General features: G+C 39.8%; 17 protein-coding genes. 15 read left to right on the forward strand and 2 right to left on the reverse strand.

Going from position 1 to position 19,163, the window contains the following annotated elements; translation table 11 throughout:
* The first annotated feature begins 21 nt into the window (after positions 1–21).
* From infC to HMPREF0766_RS04085, 6 genes are all read left to right on the forward strand, one after another.
* Positions 22–555, forward strand: a complete 534-nt coding sequence (gene infC, locus HMPREF0766_RS04060; protein WP_002993963.1) for a translation initiation factor IF-3 — start codon at positions 22–24, stop codon at positions 553–555.
* 43 nt (positions 556–598) lie between these two features.
* A complete protein-coding gene (gene rpmI, locus HMPREF0766_RS04065) occupies positions 599–799 on the forward strand; it encodes a 50S ribosomal protein L35 (RefSeq protein WP_002993964.1) in 201 nt (66 codons plus the stop codon).
* Positions 800–898: 99 nt separating this feature from the next.
* A complete protein-coding gene (gene rplT, locus HMPREF0766_RS04070; RefSeq protein ID WP_002993965.1) occupies positions 899–1,243 on the forward strand; it encodes a 50S ribosomal protein L20 in 345 nt (114 codons plus the stop codon).
* Positions 1,244–1,423: 180 nt separating this feature from the next.
* Positions 1,424–2,662 carry a hypothetical protein gene (locus tag HMPREF0766_RS04075; RefSeq protein WP_002993966.1) on the forward strand — a complete coding sequence of 413 codons (1,239 nt, stop codon included), beginning with the start codon at positions 1,424–1,426 and terminating at the stop codon, positions 2,660–2,662.
* Between the two features lie 60 nt (positions 2,663–2,722).
* Positions 2,723–5,359 (forward strand): DUF3857 domain-containing protein, encoded by a 2,637-nt coding sequence (locus HMPREF0766_RS04080; RefSeq protein WP_002993968.1) that lies wholly within the window; start codon positions 2,723–2,725, stop codon positions 5,357–5,359.
* A 57-nt stretch (positions 5,360–5,416) separates the two neighbouring features.
* Positions 5,417–5,866: a DUF3060 domain-containing protein gene (locus HMPREF0766_RS04085; RefSeq protein WP_002993969.1), complete on the forward strand. Its 450-nt coding sequence runs from the start codon at positions 5,417–5,419 to the stop codon at positions 5,864–5,866.
* Positions 5,867–5,937: 71 nt separating this feature from the next.
* Here the strand turns inward: HMPREF0766_RS04085 and HMPREF0766_RS04090 are convergent, their stop codons facing one another.
* Complete coding sequence (locus HMPREF0766_RS04090; protein WP_002993971.1) at positions 5,938–6,288, reverse strand: iron chaperone; 351 nt, start codon at positions 6,286–6,288, stop codon at positions 5,938–5,940.
* A 118-nt stretch (positions 6,289–6,406) separates the two neighbouring features.
* On the opposite strand from HMPREF0766_RS04090, the gene HMPREF0766_RS04095 reads away from it, so the two are divergent.
* The 4 genes from HMPREF0766_RS04095 to HMPREF0766_RS04110 all read left to right on the forward strand — a co-directional run bounded on the left by HMPREF0766_RS04095 (position 6,407) and on the right by HMPREF0766_RS04110 (position 11,889).
* Positions 6,407–7,984: a Na+/H+ antiporter gene (locus tag HMPREF0766_RS04095; protein ID WP_002993973.1), complete on the forward strand. Its 1,578-nt coding sequence runs from the start codon at positions 6,407–6,409 to the stop codon at positions 7,982–7,984.
* A gap of 54 nt (positions 7,985–8,038) precedes the next feature.
* Entirely contained in the window at positions 8,039–8,797 is a 759-nt protein-coding gene (locus tag HMPREF0766_RS04100; protein WP_002993975.1) for a sensor histidine kinase, read from the forward strand.
* The gene (locus HMPREF0766_RS04105) at positions 8,775–9,479 is read left to right on the forward strand and encodes a LytR/AlgR family response regulator transcription factor (protein ID WP_002993976.1); all 705 of its coding nucleotides are present in this window, start codon (positions 8,775–8,777) and stop codon (positions 9,477–9,479) included. The genes HMPREF0766_RS04100 and HMPREF0766_RS04105 overlap by 23 nt, the downstream gene beginning before the upstream one ends.
* 133 nt (positions 9,480–9,612) lie before the next feature.
* Positions 9,613–11,889, forward strand: a complete 2,277-nt coding sequence (locus tag HMPREF0766_RS04110; RefSeq protein WP_002993977.1) for a cation:proton antiporter — start codon at positions 9,613–9,615, stop codon at positions 11,887–11,889.
* A gap of 424 nt (positions 11,890–12,313) precedes the next feature.
* Here the strand turns inward: HMPREF0766_RS04110 and HMPREF0766_RS04115 are convergent, their stop codons facing one another.
* On the reverse strand, positions 12,314–13,423 hold the full coding sequence (locus HMPREF0766_RS04115; RefSeq protein ID WP_248676702.1) for an acyloxyacyl hydrolase: 1,110 nt from the start codon (positions 13,421–13,423) through the stop codon (positions 12,314–12,316).
* A 314-nt stretch (positions 13,424–13,737) separates the two neighbouring features.
* On the opposite strand from HMPREF0766_RS04115, the gene HMPREF0766_RS04120 reads away from it, so the two are divergent.
* From HMPREF0766_RS04120 to HMPREF0766_RS04140, 5 genes are all read left to right on the forward strand, one after another.
* Positions 13,738–14,655 (forward strand): AEC family transporter, encoded by a 918-nt coding sequence (locus tag HMPREF0766_RS04120; protein WP_002993980.1) that lies wholly within the window; start codon positions 13,738–13,740, stop codon positions 14,653–14,655.
* Between the two features lie 134 nt (positions 14,656–14,789).
* On the forward strand, positions 14,790–15,752 hold the full coding sequence (locus HMPREF0766_RS04125) for a formylglycine-generating enzyme family protein (protein ID WP_002993981.1): 963 nt from the start codon (positions 14,790–14,792) through the stop codon (positions 15,750–15,752).
* A gap of 39 nt (positions 15,753–15,791) precedes the next feature.
* Positions 15,792–17,108, forward strand: coding sequence for a Gfo/Idh/MocA family protein (locus HMPREF0766_RS04130; protein ID WP_002993983.1), 1,317 nt, complete (start codon positions 15,792–15,794; stop codon positions 17,106–17,108).
* Positions 17,109–17,118: 10 nt separating this feature from the next.
* Entirely contained in the window at positions 17,119–18,159 is a 1,041-nt protein-coding gene (locus tag HMPREF0766_RS04135) for an FAD:protein FMN transferase (RefSeq protein ID WP_002993985.1), read from the forward strand.
* Positions 18,156–19,088, forward strand: coding sequence for a hydroxypyruvate isomerase family protein (locus HMPREF0766_RS04140; protein ID WP_002993986.1), 933 nt, complete (start codon positions 18,156–18,158; stop codon positions 19,086–19,088). The genes HMPREF0766_RS04135 and HMPREF0766_RS04140 overlap by 4 nt, the downstream gene beginning before the upstream one ends.
* Positions 19,089–19,163 lie beyond the last annotated feature (75 nt).

Here is a 19,163-nt window from a genome sequence, read left to right on the forward strand (position 1 = left end):
CCCAGTGGACCTCGTCCACCAATGAGAAAGAAAGAACCAGATCACCGCATTAACGAACTTATCCGTGTGCCTGAGGTACGCTTGGTAGGTGACAATGTGGAGCAGGGAGTTTTTCCTACACGCAAGGCTCTAGAATTAGCTGATGAATTGGAACTTGATTTAGTGGAGATTTCGCCAAATGCTGTTCCTCCGGTTTGTAAGATAATAGACTACAGTAAATTCATTTACGAGCAGAAGAAAAAGCAGAAAGAAATCAAAGCTAATGCAAAGCAGACTGTAATCAAGGAGATCCGATTCGGACCTAACACGAGTGAGCATGATTTTGATTTTAAATTAAAGCACGCCATGCGCTTTTTAGAGAGTGGCGAGAAAGTAAGAGCTTATGTACACTTCAAAGGACGTGCAATCGTACACAAAGAAATGGGAGAAATCCTGTTGTTACGTTTTGCGCAGGCCCTGGAAGACTATGGTAAAGTAGAGTTACTACCCAAACTGGAAGGTAAGAGAATGTTCCTGACCATAGCGCCAAAAGCGGCAGCAGCACCAAAAAAATAGTATAACAAGAATCTAACAGATTGATATAAAATTTATAAGTATTATGCCAAAAGTAAAAACCAATTCCAGCGCTAAGAAACGTTTCAAGTTGACTGGAACAGGTAAAATTGCAAGAAAAAACGCTTTCAAAAGCCACATCTTGACAAAAAAGAGCACAAAACGTAAACGTAACCTGACACAAACAAGTTATGTATCTGATGGCGATATGGGCAACGTAAAACGTATGCTTGCTATCGGAAAATAAGTTTTATTCGATTTTAATAAACAATAATTTTTTAACCGGGTACAGGGTTGTAAGTACATTGAAAAACATGTCGCCTTTTACCAAACTAATTTTAAAAATATGCCACGTTCGGTTAACGCAGTAGCTTCGAGAAGAAGACGTAAAAAAATCCTTAAATTAGCCAAAGGCTATTATGGATCACGTAGCAAAGTATATACTATTGCTAAAAATACAGTAGAAAAAGGTTTACAGTACGCTTACCGCGACCGTAAAACCAAAAAACGCGAGTTTAGAGCTTTATGGATTCAACGTATTAACGCTGGATCTCGTCAACACGGAATTTCGTATTCTCAATTGATCGGAAAATTGAATGCTAAAAACATTGGTTTGAACCGTAAGGTTTTAGCTGACTTAGCTTTAAATAATCCAGACGCTTTCAAAGCAGTTGTAGACGCAGTTAAATAGAGTTTTAAACCGTTATCAATTTGTTAGATATTAAAAGGGACCTTCAGGTCCCTTTTCTTGTATATAAATTTTATTTATCTTGCGTCCGTTACCAATTATTATGAACGCTGAAATAAATCCGCAATTTTGCCGGCCAGGTGCACCCGACCAAAGAATCAACAATAATGAGTTTTTTCGGATATGAGGCTTAATGGTTATTTTAAGGGAATTATATTTTCCTTTGTTGTCTTTATTTTAGGTAGTGTAACCAGTTGTAAGCGCGATGAGGAGCCGCTCAAACTCCCTCTAGAGGAAAGTGAAAATCCTAATGAGCAGATATTAAGTATGCAGCCTTTTCGGGAAGTTATTATAAATGCCGATGTAGATGGTAATTACGAAGGCCAGCTGGATCCTGAGCGTGTATTTTCCTTGTCGCAGGATAAAAGGGCATACTGCCATCCTGATGTTCAGTATTTCCCGCAAGGATTCAGAGGATACAGATACTGGATGGTATTCACACCGTATTTCGGTGCGGTATCCGGATTCTCCAAATATTCTGCATTCGAAAATCCGACGGTGGTAACATCCAATGACGGCATTAACTGGGACGCACCTGCTGGCGTCAAAAATCCTTTGATTAAATGTCCTGCTCCGCAGGAAAGCTTTAGCGGAAAACCGGATGATGAAGATGCAAGGGGCTATTGGTCCGACGTGGACTGGGAATTTTATAATAATAAATTTTATCTCTATTACAGATCGAGCTGGGTTTCAGCCAGAGCACTCCAGTCACGTGGTAGTAAAAGCACTAATAATGCAGCAAAACTAAGCAAAGGCGATCCTCAGCGTGCCGTCCTCAGACAGACATCAGGTGACGGAGTCAATTGGTCGCCACTCGAAGTGTGTTATACCAGCGACGAACCGGCTACCCCGCAGAACAACTTCCTGCTGTCTCCAACAGTGTTGCACAACGGTCGTGAATTTGTAAGCTATGAAGTCCTGAATAATAATCTGCCGGATAAATTTCCCGGGAATAAGGCCTCCTATATTCTGAAAAGAACTTCTGCAGATGGAGTAGATTTTACTAGCTATAAACAGGGACAATGGGTACAGTTTGCGAATGAACCCTGGCTCAAATTAAGTGACCAGTATTCGCCATGGCATGTACAGGCTTGTATGTATGATGACTATTATTTTCTGATTGTCAATGTGGGTACTGTCAAAAAATCAATGGGGGATGCCCTCTATCTGGCCTATTCCAGAGATGGTGTCAATTTCAGGGTGTGTAAAAAAGCGATAGAGGAACGTAATGCTTACAGATCCTGTGTTTTTCCTGTTTCATCAGATAAAAATACGATATATCTTGGAGCTATGGTGGCCAATACGCAGGGGCACTTTAAATATACCGAATTGAAGATCCGTAAGGATAAAATGATAAATTAATACCCACTTGATCTGATCTCCGCAAAAATTTATTACTTTTGAGTAAATCAATTTTTAGCCATGTTCCCAATCCCACTTAGGCATATTTTATTGTCTTTCGTATTCTTCTGTGTTTTACAGATCAGCATTTCTGCTCAGGTACCCCGCATCTATCAGGAAAATAAACCGGTATGGATCCAGAAATCTGCAAAATCTCCTCAGAAGATAAATCAACGGGATATAGAAGCCGGGTTTGTATACGAGAGCCTAGATTATCAGGTTCATATGGAGCAAAAGATAGTATACTCAAGACAAGTGAAAGAAATTGTCAGTACAGATGGTGTCGATCAGGCCGGACAGATCTATGTCTCCTTTTCTCCTGATTATCAAAAACTTTTCTTTCATGAAATCCAGATCGTAAGACAGGGTCAGATGCTCAATAAGCTGGATATCAGCAAATTTAAAGTAGTCGCCAACGAAACTGATCTCAGCAGGTTTTTATATAATGGCACCTATGCAGCATACCTCATTCTGGACGATTTGCGTGTAGGGGATAAACTTGTAATTTCTTACTCTCTGAAAGGATTTAATCCTGCGATTGGCAATAAGTTTGCAGATGATTATTATTTTCAGGGAACGGAGCCTATAGCACGCAATCATGTCAATTATATAGCTGCAAAGGACAGACCCGTTAAGTTTAAAACATTCAACGGTCAATCCGATCCCCGCATTGAGCATCTGGATCAGGGCTTAATAAGTTATTCCTGGGAAGAAACAAATCTGCCTGTTATCCACAGCGAGAATTATGAACCTTATTGGTATTTTGATCATAAATACATTCAGATCAGCGATTATCAGAGCTGGCAGGAAGTGGCCGACTGGGCTGGTAAATTAAACCCTGTCGTGACCACAAATCCGGGAGGGACTTTGAAAAATAAAATAGATGAATTCTGGACGCGAAGTAAAGGCGACGCATACAAGTACCTTGCACTGGTCACCCGGTTTGTACAGAATGACATCAGATACATGGGAGTAGAAGTCGGAGAATATTCACACCGGTCTAATAACCCCAATAAAGTTGTCGAACAGCGATATGGAGATTGTAAGGATAAATCTATGCTTTTGGCCACATTCTTAAAAACAAAGGGAATAGATTGCGAACTCGTATTAGTCAATAGTTACAACAGATACAAACTTGAAGATTTCCTGCCTTCACCATGGGTATTTAATCACATGGTCGTAAAGGCGACCATTAATGAAAGATCACAGTTCATTGACCCTACATTCTCTAATCAGGGGGGCAATATCCGTGACCTGTATTTTCCTTTTTACGGCAATGCATTAGTGATCAAAGCTAAAACAAAAATCGAGAATACGCCCCGGGATGTTAATGGTAAAACAAAGGTGCTGGAACAATATAAGTCTTTGGATAGCAACCGGGCACAGTTGATCGTCAAAACAATTTATACAGGATATCAGGCAGACAACAACAGAGGTATGCTGAATTCTACTTCCAGAACAGCATTGGAAAAAAATTATCTGGATTACTATACCAAACTTTATCCGGAGATCAAACGTACAGACACTGTAAAAGTAAAAGATGACCGGGATAAAAATGAGATAGAAATAATTGAAACCTATGAAATCAGCAAATTTGCAAAAACAGAGGATGCAACGAAGAAAAAGTATCTTACTTTTTTTGCAAGCGATATGTTCAGTCAGATCCCGGCTGTAAACAGTAATCGGAAAGCACCTGTTTCGCTTAACTTTCCCTTTACAGCCGAATATGAAGTACAGTATATCAGCGACAAAGCGAAAGATATACAGGATGCACCGATATTTATAGACAGGAATAGCTATACCTTTGGCAAATCCGTAAAAGTGGACGGAGATACATTAAAGATGAACTTTCAGCTGGCCATACATGAGCCTTCTGTAGCTATTGATAAAGTCCCGGAATTTATGGAAGACTTTAACAATACCGAAGATTTGTTTTCCTATTCGTATTACATCAATGATAATGGCTCTATCGGATATACAAACGGAGGGATATCAACTGTATCCTGGTTTGCCATATTGATAACCTGCATTACATTAGCATTTTGCGGATTTATTTTTTACAAATGGAATAAGAAAGAGGATAAGAGCCGGTTAATTTATGATGCGGACTACGTGCCTTCAATAGGAGGCTGGCTGGTTCTTCTGGGACTCGGTTTAGTTGCTTCCCTGTTAAGAATAACCGTTGACTTTTTTACAATAGGATTCTTCTATAGTCAGTTATGGAGTGCTTATGATATTTACGGGGTATCACAAGGCATCGTATTCAGGCTGTTGGTAGCATTTGAACTGATCATCAATCTGCTGACTATGTCTTTATTGGTATTTACTATTTACCTGTTTTTCAGGAAAAGAGATATTTTTCCAAAAGTAGCTCTGTTAACTATAGGAGTTATGTTTTTCGGACCGGTTCTGGATCTGCTGCTGATAGAACTGAGCGGACTCAGGATTCCGGAGGAATCTCCTGAGTCATATACGGAGTTGATCCGAACGATGATCTTTGGAGCGATATGGTGCAGTTATCTGGTGAAATCAGATAGAGTGAAAGAAACTTTTGTTGTTAAATACAGAAATGAAGAGGTCACTCCCACAGCAGTAGAAGAGGTAGCTCAACAAGATAACCCTGATGCAGACAATGATGAGAATAATAAAGAACTATAAGTAGAATCGTGGTCTGCTTTTTGCGGACAACAAATTGTTATCAAAACCAATTTACAAATGAAGAAAATCACAGCAGTACTTTGTTCAATGACCATGTTATTGGGCGCAGGTGTATATGTCAAAGCAAATGACAATACAGACGGATTGAGACATAGCATGGTTCAGAAACAGGGAAAAGAAATCAAAGTCTCCGGTAAAGGAAATACCCGTACGATTAAATGTACAGGAACTGAAACGGTAAGTGTCGAAGGAATGGATAACAAAGTTACCATTGTGGGCAAATGTGCCAAATTAGAAGTGGAAGGTAAATCAAATACCGTAAAAGCTGAAAAAGTAGGCAAGATCTCTATAGAAGGTGCTGAAAATATGGTCAATGCAGATCAGGTGGAAACCATATCTATAGAGGGTATGAAAAATCATGTTCACTATAAAAAATCATCCAGTAAATCAGGAGATGCTGATGTAACTACAGAAGGCATAGATAATATGGTAATGAAAATGAAATAATACTCTTTCAGTATTAGAGATCCGAAAAGGAAGATTGCTCCGTGAATGTAAACGGTCTGTCTTCCTTTTTTTTATTTTGCCTTTCCTACATTCTCTTCCATCCGGAAAAGGACGATTCGTTTTATCAGATCCAGCGGTAGTGGTCGGTCATGCGGAAACTGAACAGAGCCTTTGCCTTGTTTATATGACGCCAATTCCTTTTCAAAAGCTATGTTACCACTTGGAGTAGCATAAAAACCTATATGCTGCGGATAACCTGCAAAATAGACTAATGGCCTCCCTTTATACTTATAGGAAGGCATCTTGTAAGCCATTCCTTCAGCCAACTCCTCAATGCAGTCTTTTATGAGTTTTGGGATAATTGTCAGTCGTTCACTAATCTCTTTCGGAAAGGAGGCTATGTATTCTTCAACGCTTATCATAATTGTGGTTTTTTCTTTGTTGATATAATTCTAAAATAATGAAAAAAAATCTGTATTCAATTTTTCAAAATGTTATTTTGGTACAGGATTTCACTGACACAGATTAGTTTCTAAAGATATGCTTCATCATTTTCCATTTTATCTCAGCCTGATTGTGATCATTATCTTTCTGATCATGCTGGCAAACAAAGTAAAAGTAGCTTATCCGATTTTTCTGGTGTTGGCCGGATTAGCGATCAGCTTTGTGCCGGGAGTTCCCGTGATCAGCATTGATCCGGAGCTTATCTTTATTATTTTTCTTCCACCTTTATTGTATGAGGCAGCATGGAACACCTCCTGGAAAGAATTATGGCGATGGAGGCGGATCATAGGGAGTTTTGCCTTTTTAATAGTTTTTTTAACAGCAACGGTTGTCGCACTGGTGGCTAATTATATGATTCCGGGATTTACTATAGCTCTGGGGTTCTTATTGGGAGCTATTGTGTCTCCTCCGGATGCTGTCAGTGCAGGGGCGATCCTTCGTTTTGTGAAAGTACCCAAGCGCCTGGCATCTATTCTGGAAGGCGAGAGTTTGCTGAATGATGCCTCCAGTTTGATTATTATGAGATTTGCATTGATAGCGGTAGGTACAGGACAATTTGTGATGCATGAGGCCGCTTTGAGTTTTGTGTGGATGGTGCTCGGAGGAATAGGGATAGGAGTCCTGATCGGCTTTGTCTTTTTCAAGGCACATCGGCTGTTTCCTACAGACGTGAATACCGATATTGTACTGTCTCTTGTCGCTCCCTATATCATGTATATAGCAGCGGAATCGATCGAAAGCTCAGGAGTCCTTTCTGTGGTCAGCGGAGGATTATTTCTCGCAAACAGAAAACATCTTTTCTTGAGCAATAGCAGCCGTCTGCGTGCAGAGAATGTATGGGAATCCTTATGTTTTATACTGAATGGCCTGGTTTTTATGCTGATCGGTCTGGATCTGCCGGAAATAACATCAAATCTGAATGATGTCAGTATCGGTACTGCTATAGGTTACGGAGTGTTGATCACAGCTGTACTGATAGTCGTACGTATACTCTCCGCTTACGGAGCAGTTGTATTTACGCTGATTGCCAGAAACTTTATTACCGTTGCTGATAGAAGAAGTCCGGGGGTAAAAGGTCCGTTTATATTGGGTTGGGCAGGAATGCGTGGTGTAGTATCTCTTGCTGCAGCGCTATCTATACCCGTTTATTATAATGATGTATTATTACCGCAACGCAATCTGATCTTGTTTATCACTTTTGTGGTTATTCTGCTGACTTTGGTGCTGCAAGGACTTACATTGCCCTATCTTATCCGTAAAATGAATCTTGTAGATCAGGATAATTATCTTCCGGAAGGTGAGGCTTATCTGCAATTGTATAAACAGTTGGCTGAACAGAGTCTTGTACATCTGAAAGAAAATTATCCGGAGGAACTCCGGCAGCAACAGGTGCTGCAACAACTTGCCCGCAAATGGGAAGACAGCCATCAGCTTCTCGAAAATGAAATTATGGCAACGGAGTGTAGAGTCGTATATGTCAGTATGTTGAATAAGCAAAGAGAATGGCTGAGGGACTGGAATAAGGATTACACTATTGATGAAGAAGTAATCCGAAAGCATTTGCATCGCCTGGATCTGGAGGAAGAAAAGATGAAATTCCTGGCTACAGAATAATTATTTTTATAAAACAAGGACTATAACGCCGGAATTATTTAATAATTTTAGAAAATGGATATCTTTTATTCTCCGTTATTGTATCTTTTTGTTATTCTGGTTCTGATTGTTGCCATTGTGATACTTATTATTCGTAATAAACGTCAGCAGGAGCATTTCAATACAATCGAACAACGTTACAAAGACCTGGAGAAGAAAGTGGATGGATTTCAATTGAAAAATCTGGAAGCAAAACTTCAGCCACACTTATTCAAAAATATACTTAACTCTGTACAGTCTCATGCCTATCAGACTTATTATACATTAGATAAGCTGGCTACGGTACTGGATTATGTGCTGTATGAAGCCCGGGATGAATTTGTAACTGTACGGCGCGAAATAGATTTTGCAAAAAGTCTGATCGATATCAATAAGATCAAGGTAAGTCCGCTTTTTGAAATTAAAGTTAAAACCAAAATAGCCGGACACAATCCCTACTATGAACAAAAACTGATTGTTCCGATGATCTGCCTTGATCTTATCGAGAATGCTTTTAAACATTCTGATCTGCAAAGTCCGGATGCCTTTATTTCCTTCTATTTTGAATTGTCGGAGGAAGGAATATTTGGGATTACCGTATCCAATACATCCAGCGAACTGAAACCTCTGAGCAAACAGGCTGGCGGGCTAGGGATGGAAGCATTTGAACAACGATTACGGATATTGTATAAAGACTGTTTTAAACTGGAGCGGTTTCTGGAGGGAAATATTTATACAGCTTACCTTAAATTAGACCTTAAACAAATTGAGCGTGCTAAAATGTATACTACTTGATGATGAATTGCCGGGGTTAAAGTTTCTAAAACTAATCACGGAACAGATGGAAGAGCTGGAGATTGTCAGGACTTACAATGACCCCGCAAAATTACTGCAGGAAGCGGGTGAAATGCAATTTGATCTTTGTATCATGGATATCGAAATGCCTGTCATCAATGGTTTGCAGATCGCAAAACAACTGCCGGACAAAATGATTATTTTTGTAACTGCATATTCTGAGTATGCTGCGGATGCTTTTGATCTGAATGTTGTGGATTATGTCCGCAAGCCTTTAAGTAAAGAAAGGCTGCAGGTAGCTATCGATAAAGCTGTTGCCCGCAAACCCCGGGAAAAAGAGTTGGCTCCCATCAATTTTAATACAGATCAGGGAAAATATTTGCTTCATCTTCAGGAAATAACACATATTCTCAATTCCAAAATTGATGGACGCGATAAGGATGTATTCCTGCGCAATGGCGAATCCATCTGTATTAAGAACGTCAATTTTGCGAAATTAGAAGAGCTGCTGCCCGAAAGGAATTTCTGCAGAATCAATAAAAAGGAAATAATTGCTTTAGATATTGTAAGGGCCTATACACATAATACCATTAGCTCAATACCTCTGAATTCGGGTGTATCGCTTACCTTTCAGTTGTCCAATACCTACCGGCAGGCTTTTCTATCCAAAATAAGAAATTGATTCATTTCATTTTTTTTTAATTTCATTACATCTTGTTTCAAGCCTTAAAATCATGTCTGTAAAAATTGACATCTTGCAATAAAAAGGGAGAGGGCTACTTTATAGTTTAGAATACTAAGGGAAAATCAGATAGATGAAAAGATTTAAGAATACATTTTTTTATACGGGAGTGATTGGCATCTGTGGATTGCTGATGTACGTGACTTATCAACTGGGATTAGATAAACAGGAGGGCAGACATTTTGAGACGGTAGGTACAGGTAAAGGACATTGGCCGGAGTTTCTGGATACACTCACACACAATCTTCAACATCCCCTTGCCATTCTGCTGGCCCAGATTATAACTATTATTGTGGCAGCTCGTTTTTTTGGATGGATTTTCAAAAAAATCGGTCAACCGTATGTTATCGGTGAGATCATAGCAGGTATAGCATTAGGGCCTTCATTTTTCGGATCATATTTTCCGGAATTTTCTGCCTTGTTGTTTCCGGTAGAATCATTAGGCAATTTGCAGATGCTAAGCCAGGTCGGACTGGTCATGTTCATGTTTGTGATCGGGATGGAGCTGGATTTGAATATTTTACGTAATAAGGCACACGATGCAGTCGTGATCAGTCATGCCAGTATTGTGATTCCATTTTCTCTGGGGATGGTTCTGGCCTATTTTATATACCTGGATTTTGCTCCGGAACATGTAGAATACCTGTCCTTCAGCTTATTTATGGGAATAGCAATGAGTATTACCGCATTTCCTGTTCTGGCGCGTATTGTACAGGAAAGAGGGATACAAAAGACACGTTTAGGAACCGTAGTATTGACCTGTGCTGCTGCAGATGATATTACAGCATGGTGTATCCTGGCTATTGTGATCGCAATAGTAAAGGCCGGTTCGTTTGTCAGTTCGCTGTATGTCATCGGATTAGCCGTAGTGTACGTATGGATTATGATCAAACTGGTAAGACCCTTTCTGAAAAGGATCGGTGATCTGCACGCACAGCGCGAAAGCCTGGGTGCGCCTATAGTTGCTATCTTCTTTATCGTACTGATCATATCTGCATATCTTAGCGAAATAATAGGAATACATGCTTTATTCGGCGCTTTTATGGCAGGAGCGATTATGCCGGAAAACAAAAAATTCAGACATATCTTCATTGAGAAAGTAGAAGATGTCGCTCTCGTATTATTATTGCCACTCTTCTTTGTCTATACAGGGCTTCGTACACAGATCGGTCTTTTAAATGATATCGAGCTTTGGAAAACGACGGGCTGGATTATTCTGGTCGCTGTGGCTGGTAAGTTTATAGGAAGTGCACTGGCGGCGAGATTTGTAGGACAGAACTGGAAAGACAGTCTTACTATCGGAGCACTGATGAATACAAGAGGATTGATGGAACTGGTCGTGCTGAATATCGGATATGATCTAGGAGTCCTATCTCCGGAAATATTTGCTATGTTGGTCGTAATGGCTTTACTAACCACATTTATGACCGGACCTGCACTTGATTTTATCAACTGGGCCTTTCGTAAACACACGCAAATCGCTCCGGATTATATTTCAGACAAAACAAAATATAACATCCTCTTATCTTTTGGCAATCCGGATACAGGAATTTCATTGTTAAGACTGGCCAATAGTATGACCCGTAAAAATACGAAACTCAATACAGTGACTGCACTGCACCTGTCCGCAGACAATATGTTGCCTCAGTATGACTGGGAAACAGAGGAAAAAGAAAGTTTTGCTCCTTTAATCACGCTTTCAGATGATCTGAAGCAACCGCTGACCACACATTTTAAAGTTTCTAATGATATCAATGCAGATATCGTGGATATCGTGAATGAAGGTAACTATGACTTGTTATTGATAGGAGTAGGGCAGTCTATTTTTGAAGGCAGTCTGCTCGGTAAAATATTAGGTTTTACCACCCGTTTTATTAATCCCGAACGTATTTTTAACCAGATGTCAGGGAAAGAGCAAATCTTCTCCTATGCAGCATTTGACGATAGAACATCCTCTATCCTGAGTGGAAGTGAGGTCTCCGTTGGCGTGTTGATCGATAAGGGGCAGACTGTGTTTAATAAGATATTGGTACCGGTATTCTCTGATGAAGATTCTTTTCTCGTAGACTATGCCAAGAAATTCATTACCAATAACAATTCACAGGTCGTTATCCTGGATGTACAAGGAATCTTGCGGGATAATTCGTATGTAAAAGAAGCAGTCAGAGCTATTGAACATATTGCATCCAACCATATTAGTCTGATGCACGAACGGACTATTGACAAGAATTTTGTGGCAGAGCAGCAATTGATGCTTGTCAGCCTGAAGAGTTGGAAAAAGCTGGTTGAATCAAAAAGTGTATGGCTTACAGATGCGCCCTCTACACTTATTATTAAACATAAGGCGTAATAATCATCGGGTAACACTATTGTATACGATATAATGCAGTCTGGAAGGACATAATATAAATTATTATTCTACCTGTATAAAACAAACAAGAAGGGTTGTATCATGAGGTATATGATGCAGCTCTTTGTTTTTTAATAGCGAAGGCATACTTCATCGGTTTCACTCTCTTTTTTAAGGAGGGCTTGCGGTTTACTGGGAGAGAGGTTTTCCATAAAATACAAAAGCATTTTCTGTATATAGCTGAAGTAGATGTTAACAGACGCACCGATAATGTTTTCTGATTTCTTTAGCGGTAACATATAGAGGCACAAGCGGACGCTTGCGCCAGCAGATAGAGAGCGTTTCCTGCTGTCCTCACTGGTAATAATATGTATGCAGAAGCTAATGTTTACGTCAGACAAGGACTATTATAGATAAAGTGGTATTAGTGTTTTTTACCAAATGTATATCCGGCAGTCCACTCGATATAGTCTGCTTTACCCATATGTGCTTTAATTGATACACCGGCATTTATGTTTTTGTACACATAATATCGGGCTCCTGCTCTCACGTAGAAGTTCTCGATTTCTCCGTTAAAGTTATTTTTATGTAAATAATATCCGATGTTTCCATTGAGTACCAAACGTTCATTCAGGACATGTGCCATATAGAATGCCGGACCTCCGGAGAATAAGGCACTAAATTTACCTTTTTCACTGCCCGCGATTTCTTCTGCATTTCCTGATGCCGAGTAAAAGAAATCAAAGCCGCCTCCAAATCTCCATTTATAAGATACATGGCGACTCATATAAGCACTTAATGTGGCTTTGTGATATCTCTTGTCAATCTGTCTGTCAATTTGTTTGAATCCTCCGGCTAGGTTGATGTGATAAAGCCAGGTCTGTTCAAACGGAGGAACTTCTGCACGGCTGTAATCTGCCGACTCGGAGTTAGGTGTATAGGTGAGTGAAGCGGTAAGAGGCAATAGGTTCACACCTTTATTTGGCAGACGCATAGCGCCGTTTGAGAAGTGATGAAACGCCGCTCCGACTCCTACGTCGAAATTTTTATGAAATTTATATTTGGCACGAAAACCAAAATCTATAAAAACATTATTTTTTGTTCCGATAACTAAGTTCAGCGGATTAGTTTCTTCATTATACGGCTTAAAGTTGCCGGACAAGCCCAATGCAATGCGGTATTCATAAGTCCATCTTTTATCGTTTTTGGGATGTATAGGTACGATCACAAATCCATAAAGTGCATAGGGACTGCCGATGATATTGGTGTTGAAGGTACTGGAATACAGCCCTACTCCGTATATCGGATAGTTATAAAGTTGATGATAAATATCTTTGGAACGCTGGGTTTGCCATCCTACACGTAGGTTGACACCATTATAATATGCGTCTTCAAAAGTGACTTGTTTAATATCCTTGGAAGCAATGATACCTCCGTTTTCAGCCTCAATTTCAATTATCAGCGGATTTTTACGACGAGCTGGTGCGATACTGTCCTGCGTGGTCCATAGCAGGCTCGACTGTGCTTCGCACATGCCATGCATAAAAACTAATAAAAGAACTAAAGTAAATAAATTAAAATTTTTCAATATAGAATGATTAAACCTGTCCGTATAGTTAAGGAAAGTGCAAAAATATATATTTTCTATGAAAGAAACTTTTGATGGAAAGTGTTTTTTAGTCAATGTTTTGCCATAAACTTAGATAAGTTGCGTCTTTATGTAATTCAAACCTGAAATGAACAAAAAATGAAATACTCTTTCCGGTATTGAAGGCCGCACTATTCAAAAGACTATTATAATGTTTGTCTGAAAAATTTACCTTTGTTAGCGTATTAAATTCTAAACGGGTGGCCAACTTTATTTTAATTATTATATGCATTGCTGCAGGATATATACTGAAACAGACGAAAAGTATTCATCCTGATGCACATAAAGGAATTAATACCTGGATTCTGTATTTTGCTCTTCCTGCTGTCTCCTTCAAATATCTGCCTCATATAGACTGGAACAGAGATCTTATTGTTCCTGTAATGAGCCCCCTTGTTGTGCTGCTCGGCAGTATGATCTTTTTTCGGATTTATTGCTGGCGAAAGCATTACAGCGCCCGTACGGAGAGTACATTGACTATGGTTTCGGGATTTAGCAATACTTCTTTTGTAGGATTTCCCTTAGTCGCTGCTTTTTACGGAGAAGAATACATGAGTATCGCTATTATCTGTGATCAGGCTACTTTCTTTTTACTGTCTACTCTCGGAGTTTATCTGGCAACTAAAGGAAGTGTTGATTCTGCAGCTAAACTTAATTTGGGATATATCATCAGGCGTTTATTCACTTTTCCTCCGTTTCTGGGCTGTATCGCTGCGTTGATATTGCCCCGTTTTATTGATCTGACGGCTATAGAGCCTGTGTTTGATAAATTAGGGGCTACCGTATCTCCGCTGGCCTTATTCTCTGTAGGTCTGCAACTGCAGTTCAAAGGATGGAAGAAACAGATTTCGCAGATTTCTTTTTCTCTGTTTTACAAATTGCTTATTGCCCCGGCCTTAGTGCTGATCTTTGTATTGCTTACAGGAGCAAAGAAGGAGATAGGAGCTGTTACCATATTTGAAATGGCTATGCCTACTTTGGTTTCAACCAGTATTGTGATAGAGCAGTTTCGGTTGAATAGTAAAATCGCAAATATTATCATTGGTTTTAGTATTATCATCGCTTTACTTACGGCCGGAATCTGGTCTGCCGTCATCCATTATTTTCTTCATTTCTAAACGATTTGCTTATCTGTAACAGATTTGTTATTTCGATGATATGTGTATTTTGTACAATTAGTGTAACTTTAGTCTTCCTGAAAAAGATGTAGTTATTTTCAGGAAGATTTAAACCGAGGAATCTAACTGATTATATGCGATTAATACTATCATTCTGCCTATTCGCCAGCGTTCATTACGGACAGGCACAATCAAATTTTCAAAAATACACTCAGGATATTAAAGGTACCAAGCTGAGTTTCACCATGGAAGCCATTCCGGGCGGGACATTTAAGCAGGGAAGTAATACAGGTAAAGAAGATGAGAAGCCTGTACATGAAGTCAGGATCAACCCTTTCTGGATGAGTACTTATGAAGTGACCTGGGATCTTTACGAACCATTTGTATATAAAGATTACGAAGTAACGCAGTCTGTGGACGGGCAGGTTAGTACTGCTGTAGATGCAGTGACCAGACCGACCAAGCCTTATCTCGATATGACATTTGGAATGGGAAAAGAGGGGCATCCTGCTTTGGCCATGACGCATTATAATGCAATTCAGTTTTGTAAGTGGCTGTACGTCAGAACCGGAGTGTTTTTTAGATTACCGACCGAAGCAGAATGGGAATACGCCAGCAGAGCCGGTAGTCAGGACGATTATTTCTTTGGAAATGATGCCTCTAAACTGGATGAATATGCCTGGTATAAAGCAAACAGCGATGCGCAGACACAAAAAGTAGGCTTGAAAAAACCGAATAAATGGGGCCTTTATGATATTTTGGGAAATGTAGCTGAATGGACCTACGATCAGTATGATGAATCTTTTTACAAACAATTTGCAGGGAAGACGGCAGATAATCCTGTGAATATTCCTACTAAGCTATATCCGCACAGTGTGCGCGGGGGAGCGTTTGACAGCGAAGCAAAAGATCTGAGATCAGCAAACAGAATGGCATCGGATCCAATCTGGAAACAACTCGATCCGCAAATTCCAAAATCAAACTGGTGGTTTCCGGAAGCACCTTTTATAGGTTTGCGTCTGGTACGGCCTCAGGTAGCTCCGACACATGAAGAGATCATGGCATATTATGATAAAGCGCCGATCAAAGATTTTTAAACCTTATATAACTTTTTAAACCTAATAAACTTAATAAAAATGGAAAGTAATTTTCTGCGTAGAGATTTTTTAAAAGCAGGAGCAGCTGTAGCGGGTACGGCAGCCTTAAGTTCAATGCCTGTTTCAGCTGTTTTTGCTGCAGGTAGTGACATCATTAAGGTTGCTCTAATCGGTTGCGGTGGGAGAGGAACCGGAGCGGCATTTGATGCGTTTGCTTCGGGACAGAATATCAGATTGGTAGCTATGGCAGATGCTTTTAAGGATAATCTGGATAGCACATACAATACATTAAAAGAAAAATTTCAAGATAAAATAGATATTCCGGATAGTCGTAAGTACGTAGGCTTTGATGGCTACAAGTCCGCAATCAAAGATGCTGATGTTGTTATTCTGACAACTCCTCCGGGATTCCGGCCTATTCATTTTGAAGAAGCTGTAAAGCAGGGAAAACATGTGTTTATGGAAAAACCGGTAGCCACAGATCTTCCGGGAATTCGTCGTGTATTGGCAGCTGCTGCAGAAGCAAAACGTAAAAAGTTAAATGTAGTAGTAGGTTTACAACGTCGCTATCAGACAAATTACAGAGAAGTTATCAAGCGTGTTCAGGATGGCGCTATCGGAGATGTGGTATCCGGTCAGGTCTATTGGAATAGTGGCGGTGTATGGGTAAGACCCCGCAAACCAGGTATGACAGAAATGGAATATCAGATGAGAAACTGGTATTACTTCAACTGGTTGTGTGGTGATCATATCGTAGAACAGCACGTACATAATATTGATATTGCAAACTGGATCAAAGGAAAATATCCGGTCTCCATACAAGGTACAGGAAGTCAGGCTTTCCGTAAAGGAAAAGATTACGGTGAAATCTATGACAACTTTGCTGTGGAATTGACTTATGATGATAATTCCGTGGTGTACAGTCAGTGTCGTCATTTTGAAGGAATCTCTAATCGGGTTGATGAAACATTTCAGGCAAGTAAAGGGCGTACTTATCTTTCAGCAGGAGGACAAGGGGTACTCTGGGATGCAAACGGAAAGGAAATATACAGACATGATCCTAAAGGAAATCCGAATCCGTATCAGCAAGAGCATAAAGAATTATTTGAAGCCATTGCTAAAGGAGAATATAAATTTGATAATGCCGAGTACGGAGCTTACAGCACACTGACAGGTATTATTGGTCGTATAGCGTGTTATACCGGAAAAACAATTAAATGGGATAAGGCGCTGGAATCGAATGTAGATCTTCAGCCTGCAACGTATGCCTGGGATGCAAGTCCTAAGATATTGCCTAATGCAGATGGTTTGTATCCTGTGGCTGTTCCCGGACAGAATACAAACCTTTATATCTAAAGTTCTTTTCATGAAAAGATCATGGACGGTTTTAGTTATCTTTTTTATTGGCTGTCTGGGCGCTTACGCCGGGCAGCCAAATAAAATATCAGACCGTCATGTGATTGATGGAAGAGCACAGGGCACGACTTACCATATTGTTTATTATGCTGAAAAAACAATACCGAAATCAGCAATAGACAGCATGCTGAATGATATTGATAATTCAATGTCCGTCTATAATAAAAACTCTCTTATTTCTAAATTCAATCTTCCGGAGACAACTTCAATTGAAATGGATCACCATATGCAAAAGGTGGTCAACAAATCATTTGCTTATTATAAACTTTCAAAAGGACAGTTTGATATCACAGTCGCCCCTCTGGTGCAATTGTGGGGATTTGGTCCCGCACGTATATCTGCCCTCCCGGATGAGGAACAAATCAGAGAGACATTGAAAAATGTGGGCATGAATCAGCTCAAAGTAAGAGGAAAACTACTGCTAAAGAAAAATCCGAAAGTATCGATCGATCTGAACGGTATTGCACAGGGCTACTCCGTGGATGTACTGGCAGATTATCTGCTACAGCAGGGTATTCAGAATTTTATTGTCGAACTGGGAGGAGAGTTGCGTATCAATGGTAAAAAATCTGACGGAGAACGGTTAAAAGTGGGAATAGAACGTCCTGTAAAGACAAATGGTAATACAGAATTAAAACAGGATGTGATCGTACCACCAGGCGGAGCAATTACGACAGCCGGAAATTTTGAGAAATTTCTCATGGATAAGAACCGTAAAATTACCCACCACATTAATCCTAAAACCGGCTATTCTTTTGAAACAAATATTGTGAGTGTCACTGTACATGCCCCTACGGCCATGGAAGGAGATGCGTTAGATAATATTTTTATGGCAATGTCTCCTGACGAGGCAATTGTTTTTGCAAATAAGATAAAAAATATAGATATTTATATTATATACAATAACCAGCAAGGAGATATTCTGGAAAAGCACACGAAAGGCTTTGAGAATCTTTTTGACATAAACCCAATTCCGAATTTATCGCTATGAAACGAAGTGATTTTCTTAGAAATGCTGCTTTAGTATCAGGTGCAGCGCTGACAGGTAATGCACTGCAGGCTTCCGAACAAAAAGCACAAAATCTTTTTACTGAACAGAAAGGTAAAACGTTTAAGCTGAATTATGCCCCGCATCAGGGGATGTTTCAGGACTCGGCAGGCAAAAATTTTTTGGATGAAATCCAATACTTTTATGATCTCGGATTTCGGGCTATTGAAGACAATGGTTATCTGGGGAGATCTGTAGAAGAACAGGAAAAAATTGGTAATCTGTTGGCAAAATTGGGGATGACTATGGGCGTATTTGTGGTAGATGGCGGTCAGAACTGGATGACTTCTCTTGCTACCGGTAAACCTGAATTCCTGGATCACTTTGTGAAAACATGCCAGCGCTCAGTAGAGGCAGCAAAACGTTGTAATGCCAAATGGCTTACTGTTGTTCCCGGATTCTATGAGCGTAAGCTGCCATGGGGAAATCAGTTTGCAAATATTGTACAGGCTATGCGAAAAGGAGCGGAAATCTTCGAACCGCATAATCTGATAATGGTACTGGAAACTCTGAGTGATACGCCAGATCTTTTTCTTCAGCAAACGCACGAGACCTATGCGGTATGTAAAGCAGTAAACAGCCCATCCTGCAAAATACTTTATGATATCTATCATATGCAGCGTACAGAAGGTGATCTGCTGGTCAATATAGACCGATGCTGGGATGAAATTGCTTATGTACAGATAGGTGATAATCCGGGAAGAAAAGAGCCTACTACAGGTGAAATTAACTATAAGAATGTATTTGCACATTTATATAAAAAAGGTTACAGAGGTGTGATGGGAATGGAGCACGGAAAGTCAAAAGGTGGAAAAGCTGGGGAAGAGGCACTTGTGGCAGCCTATAGAGAGGTCGATAGTTTCAGTGTGTAACTTTTTTAATAGTGTATTTTTTACAATTTGATTTTTTTTATAACTTGCTAAATATTTAAACCACAATAATTGTAA

This window comes from Sphingobacterium spiritivorum ATCC 33861, from assembly GCF_000143765.1.
In the GTDB taxonomy this organism is placed as follows: Bacteria; Bacteroidota; Bacteroidia; order Sphingobacteriales; family Sphingobacteriaceae; genus Sphingobacterium; species Sphingobacterium spiritivorum.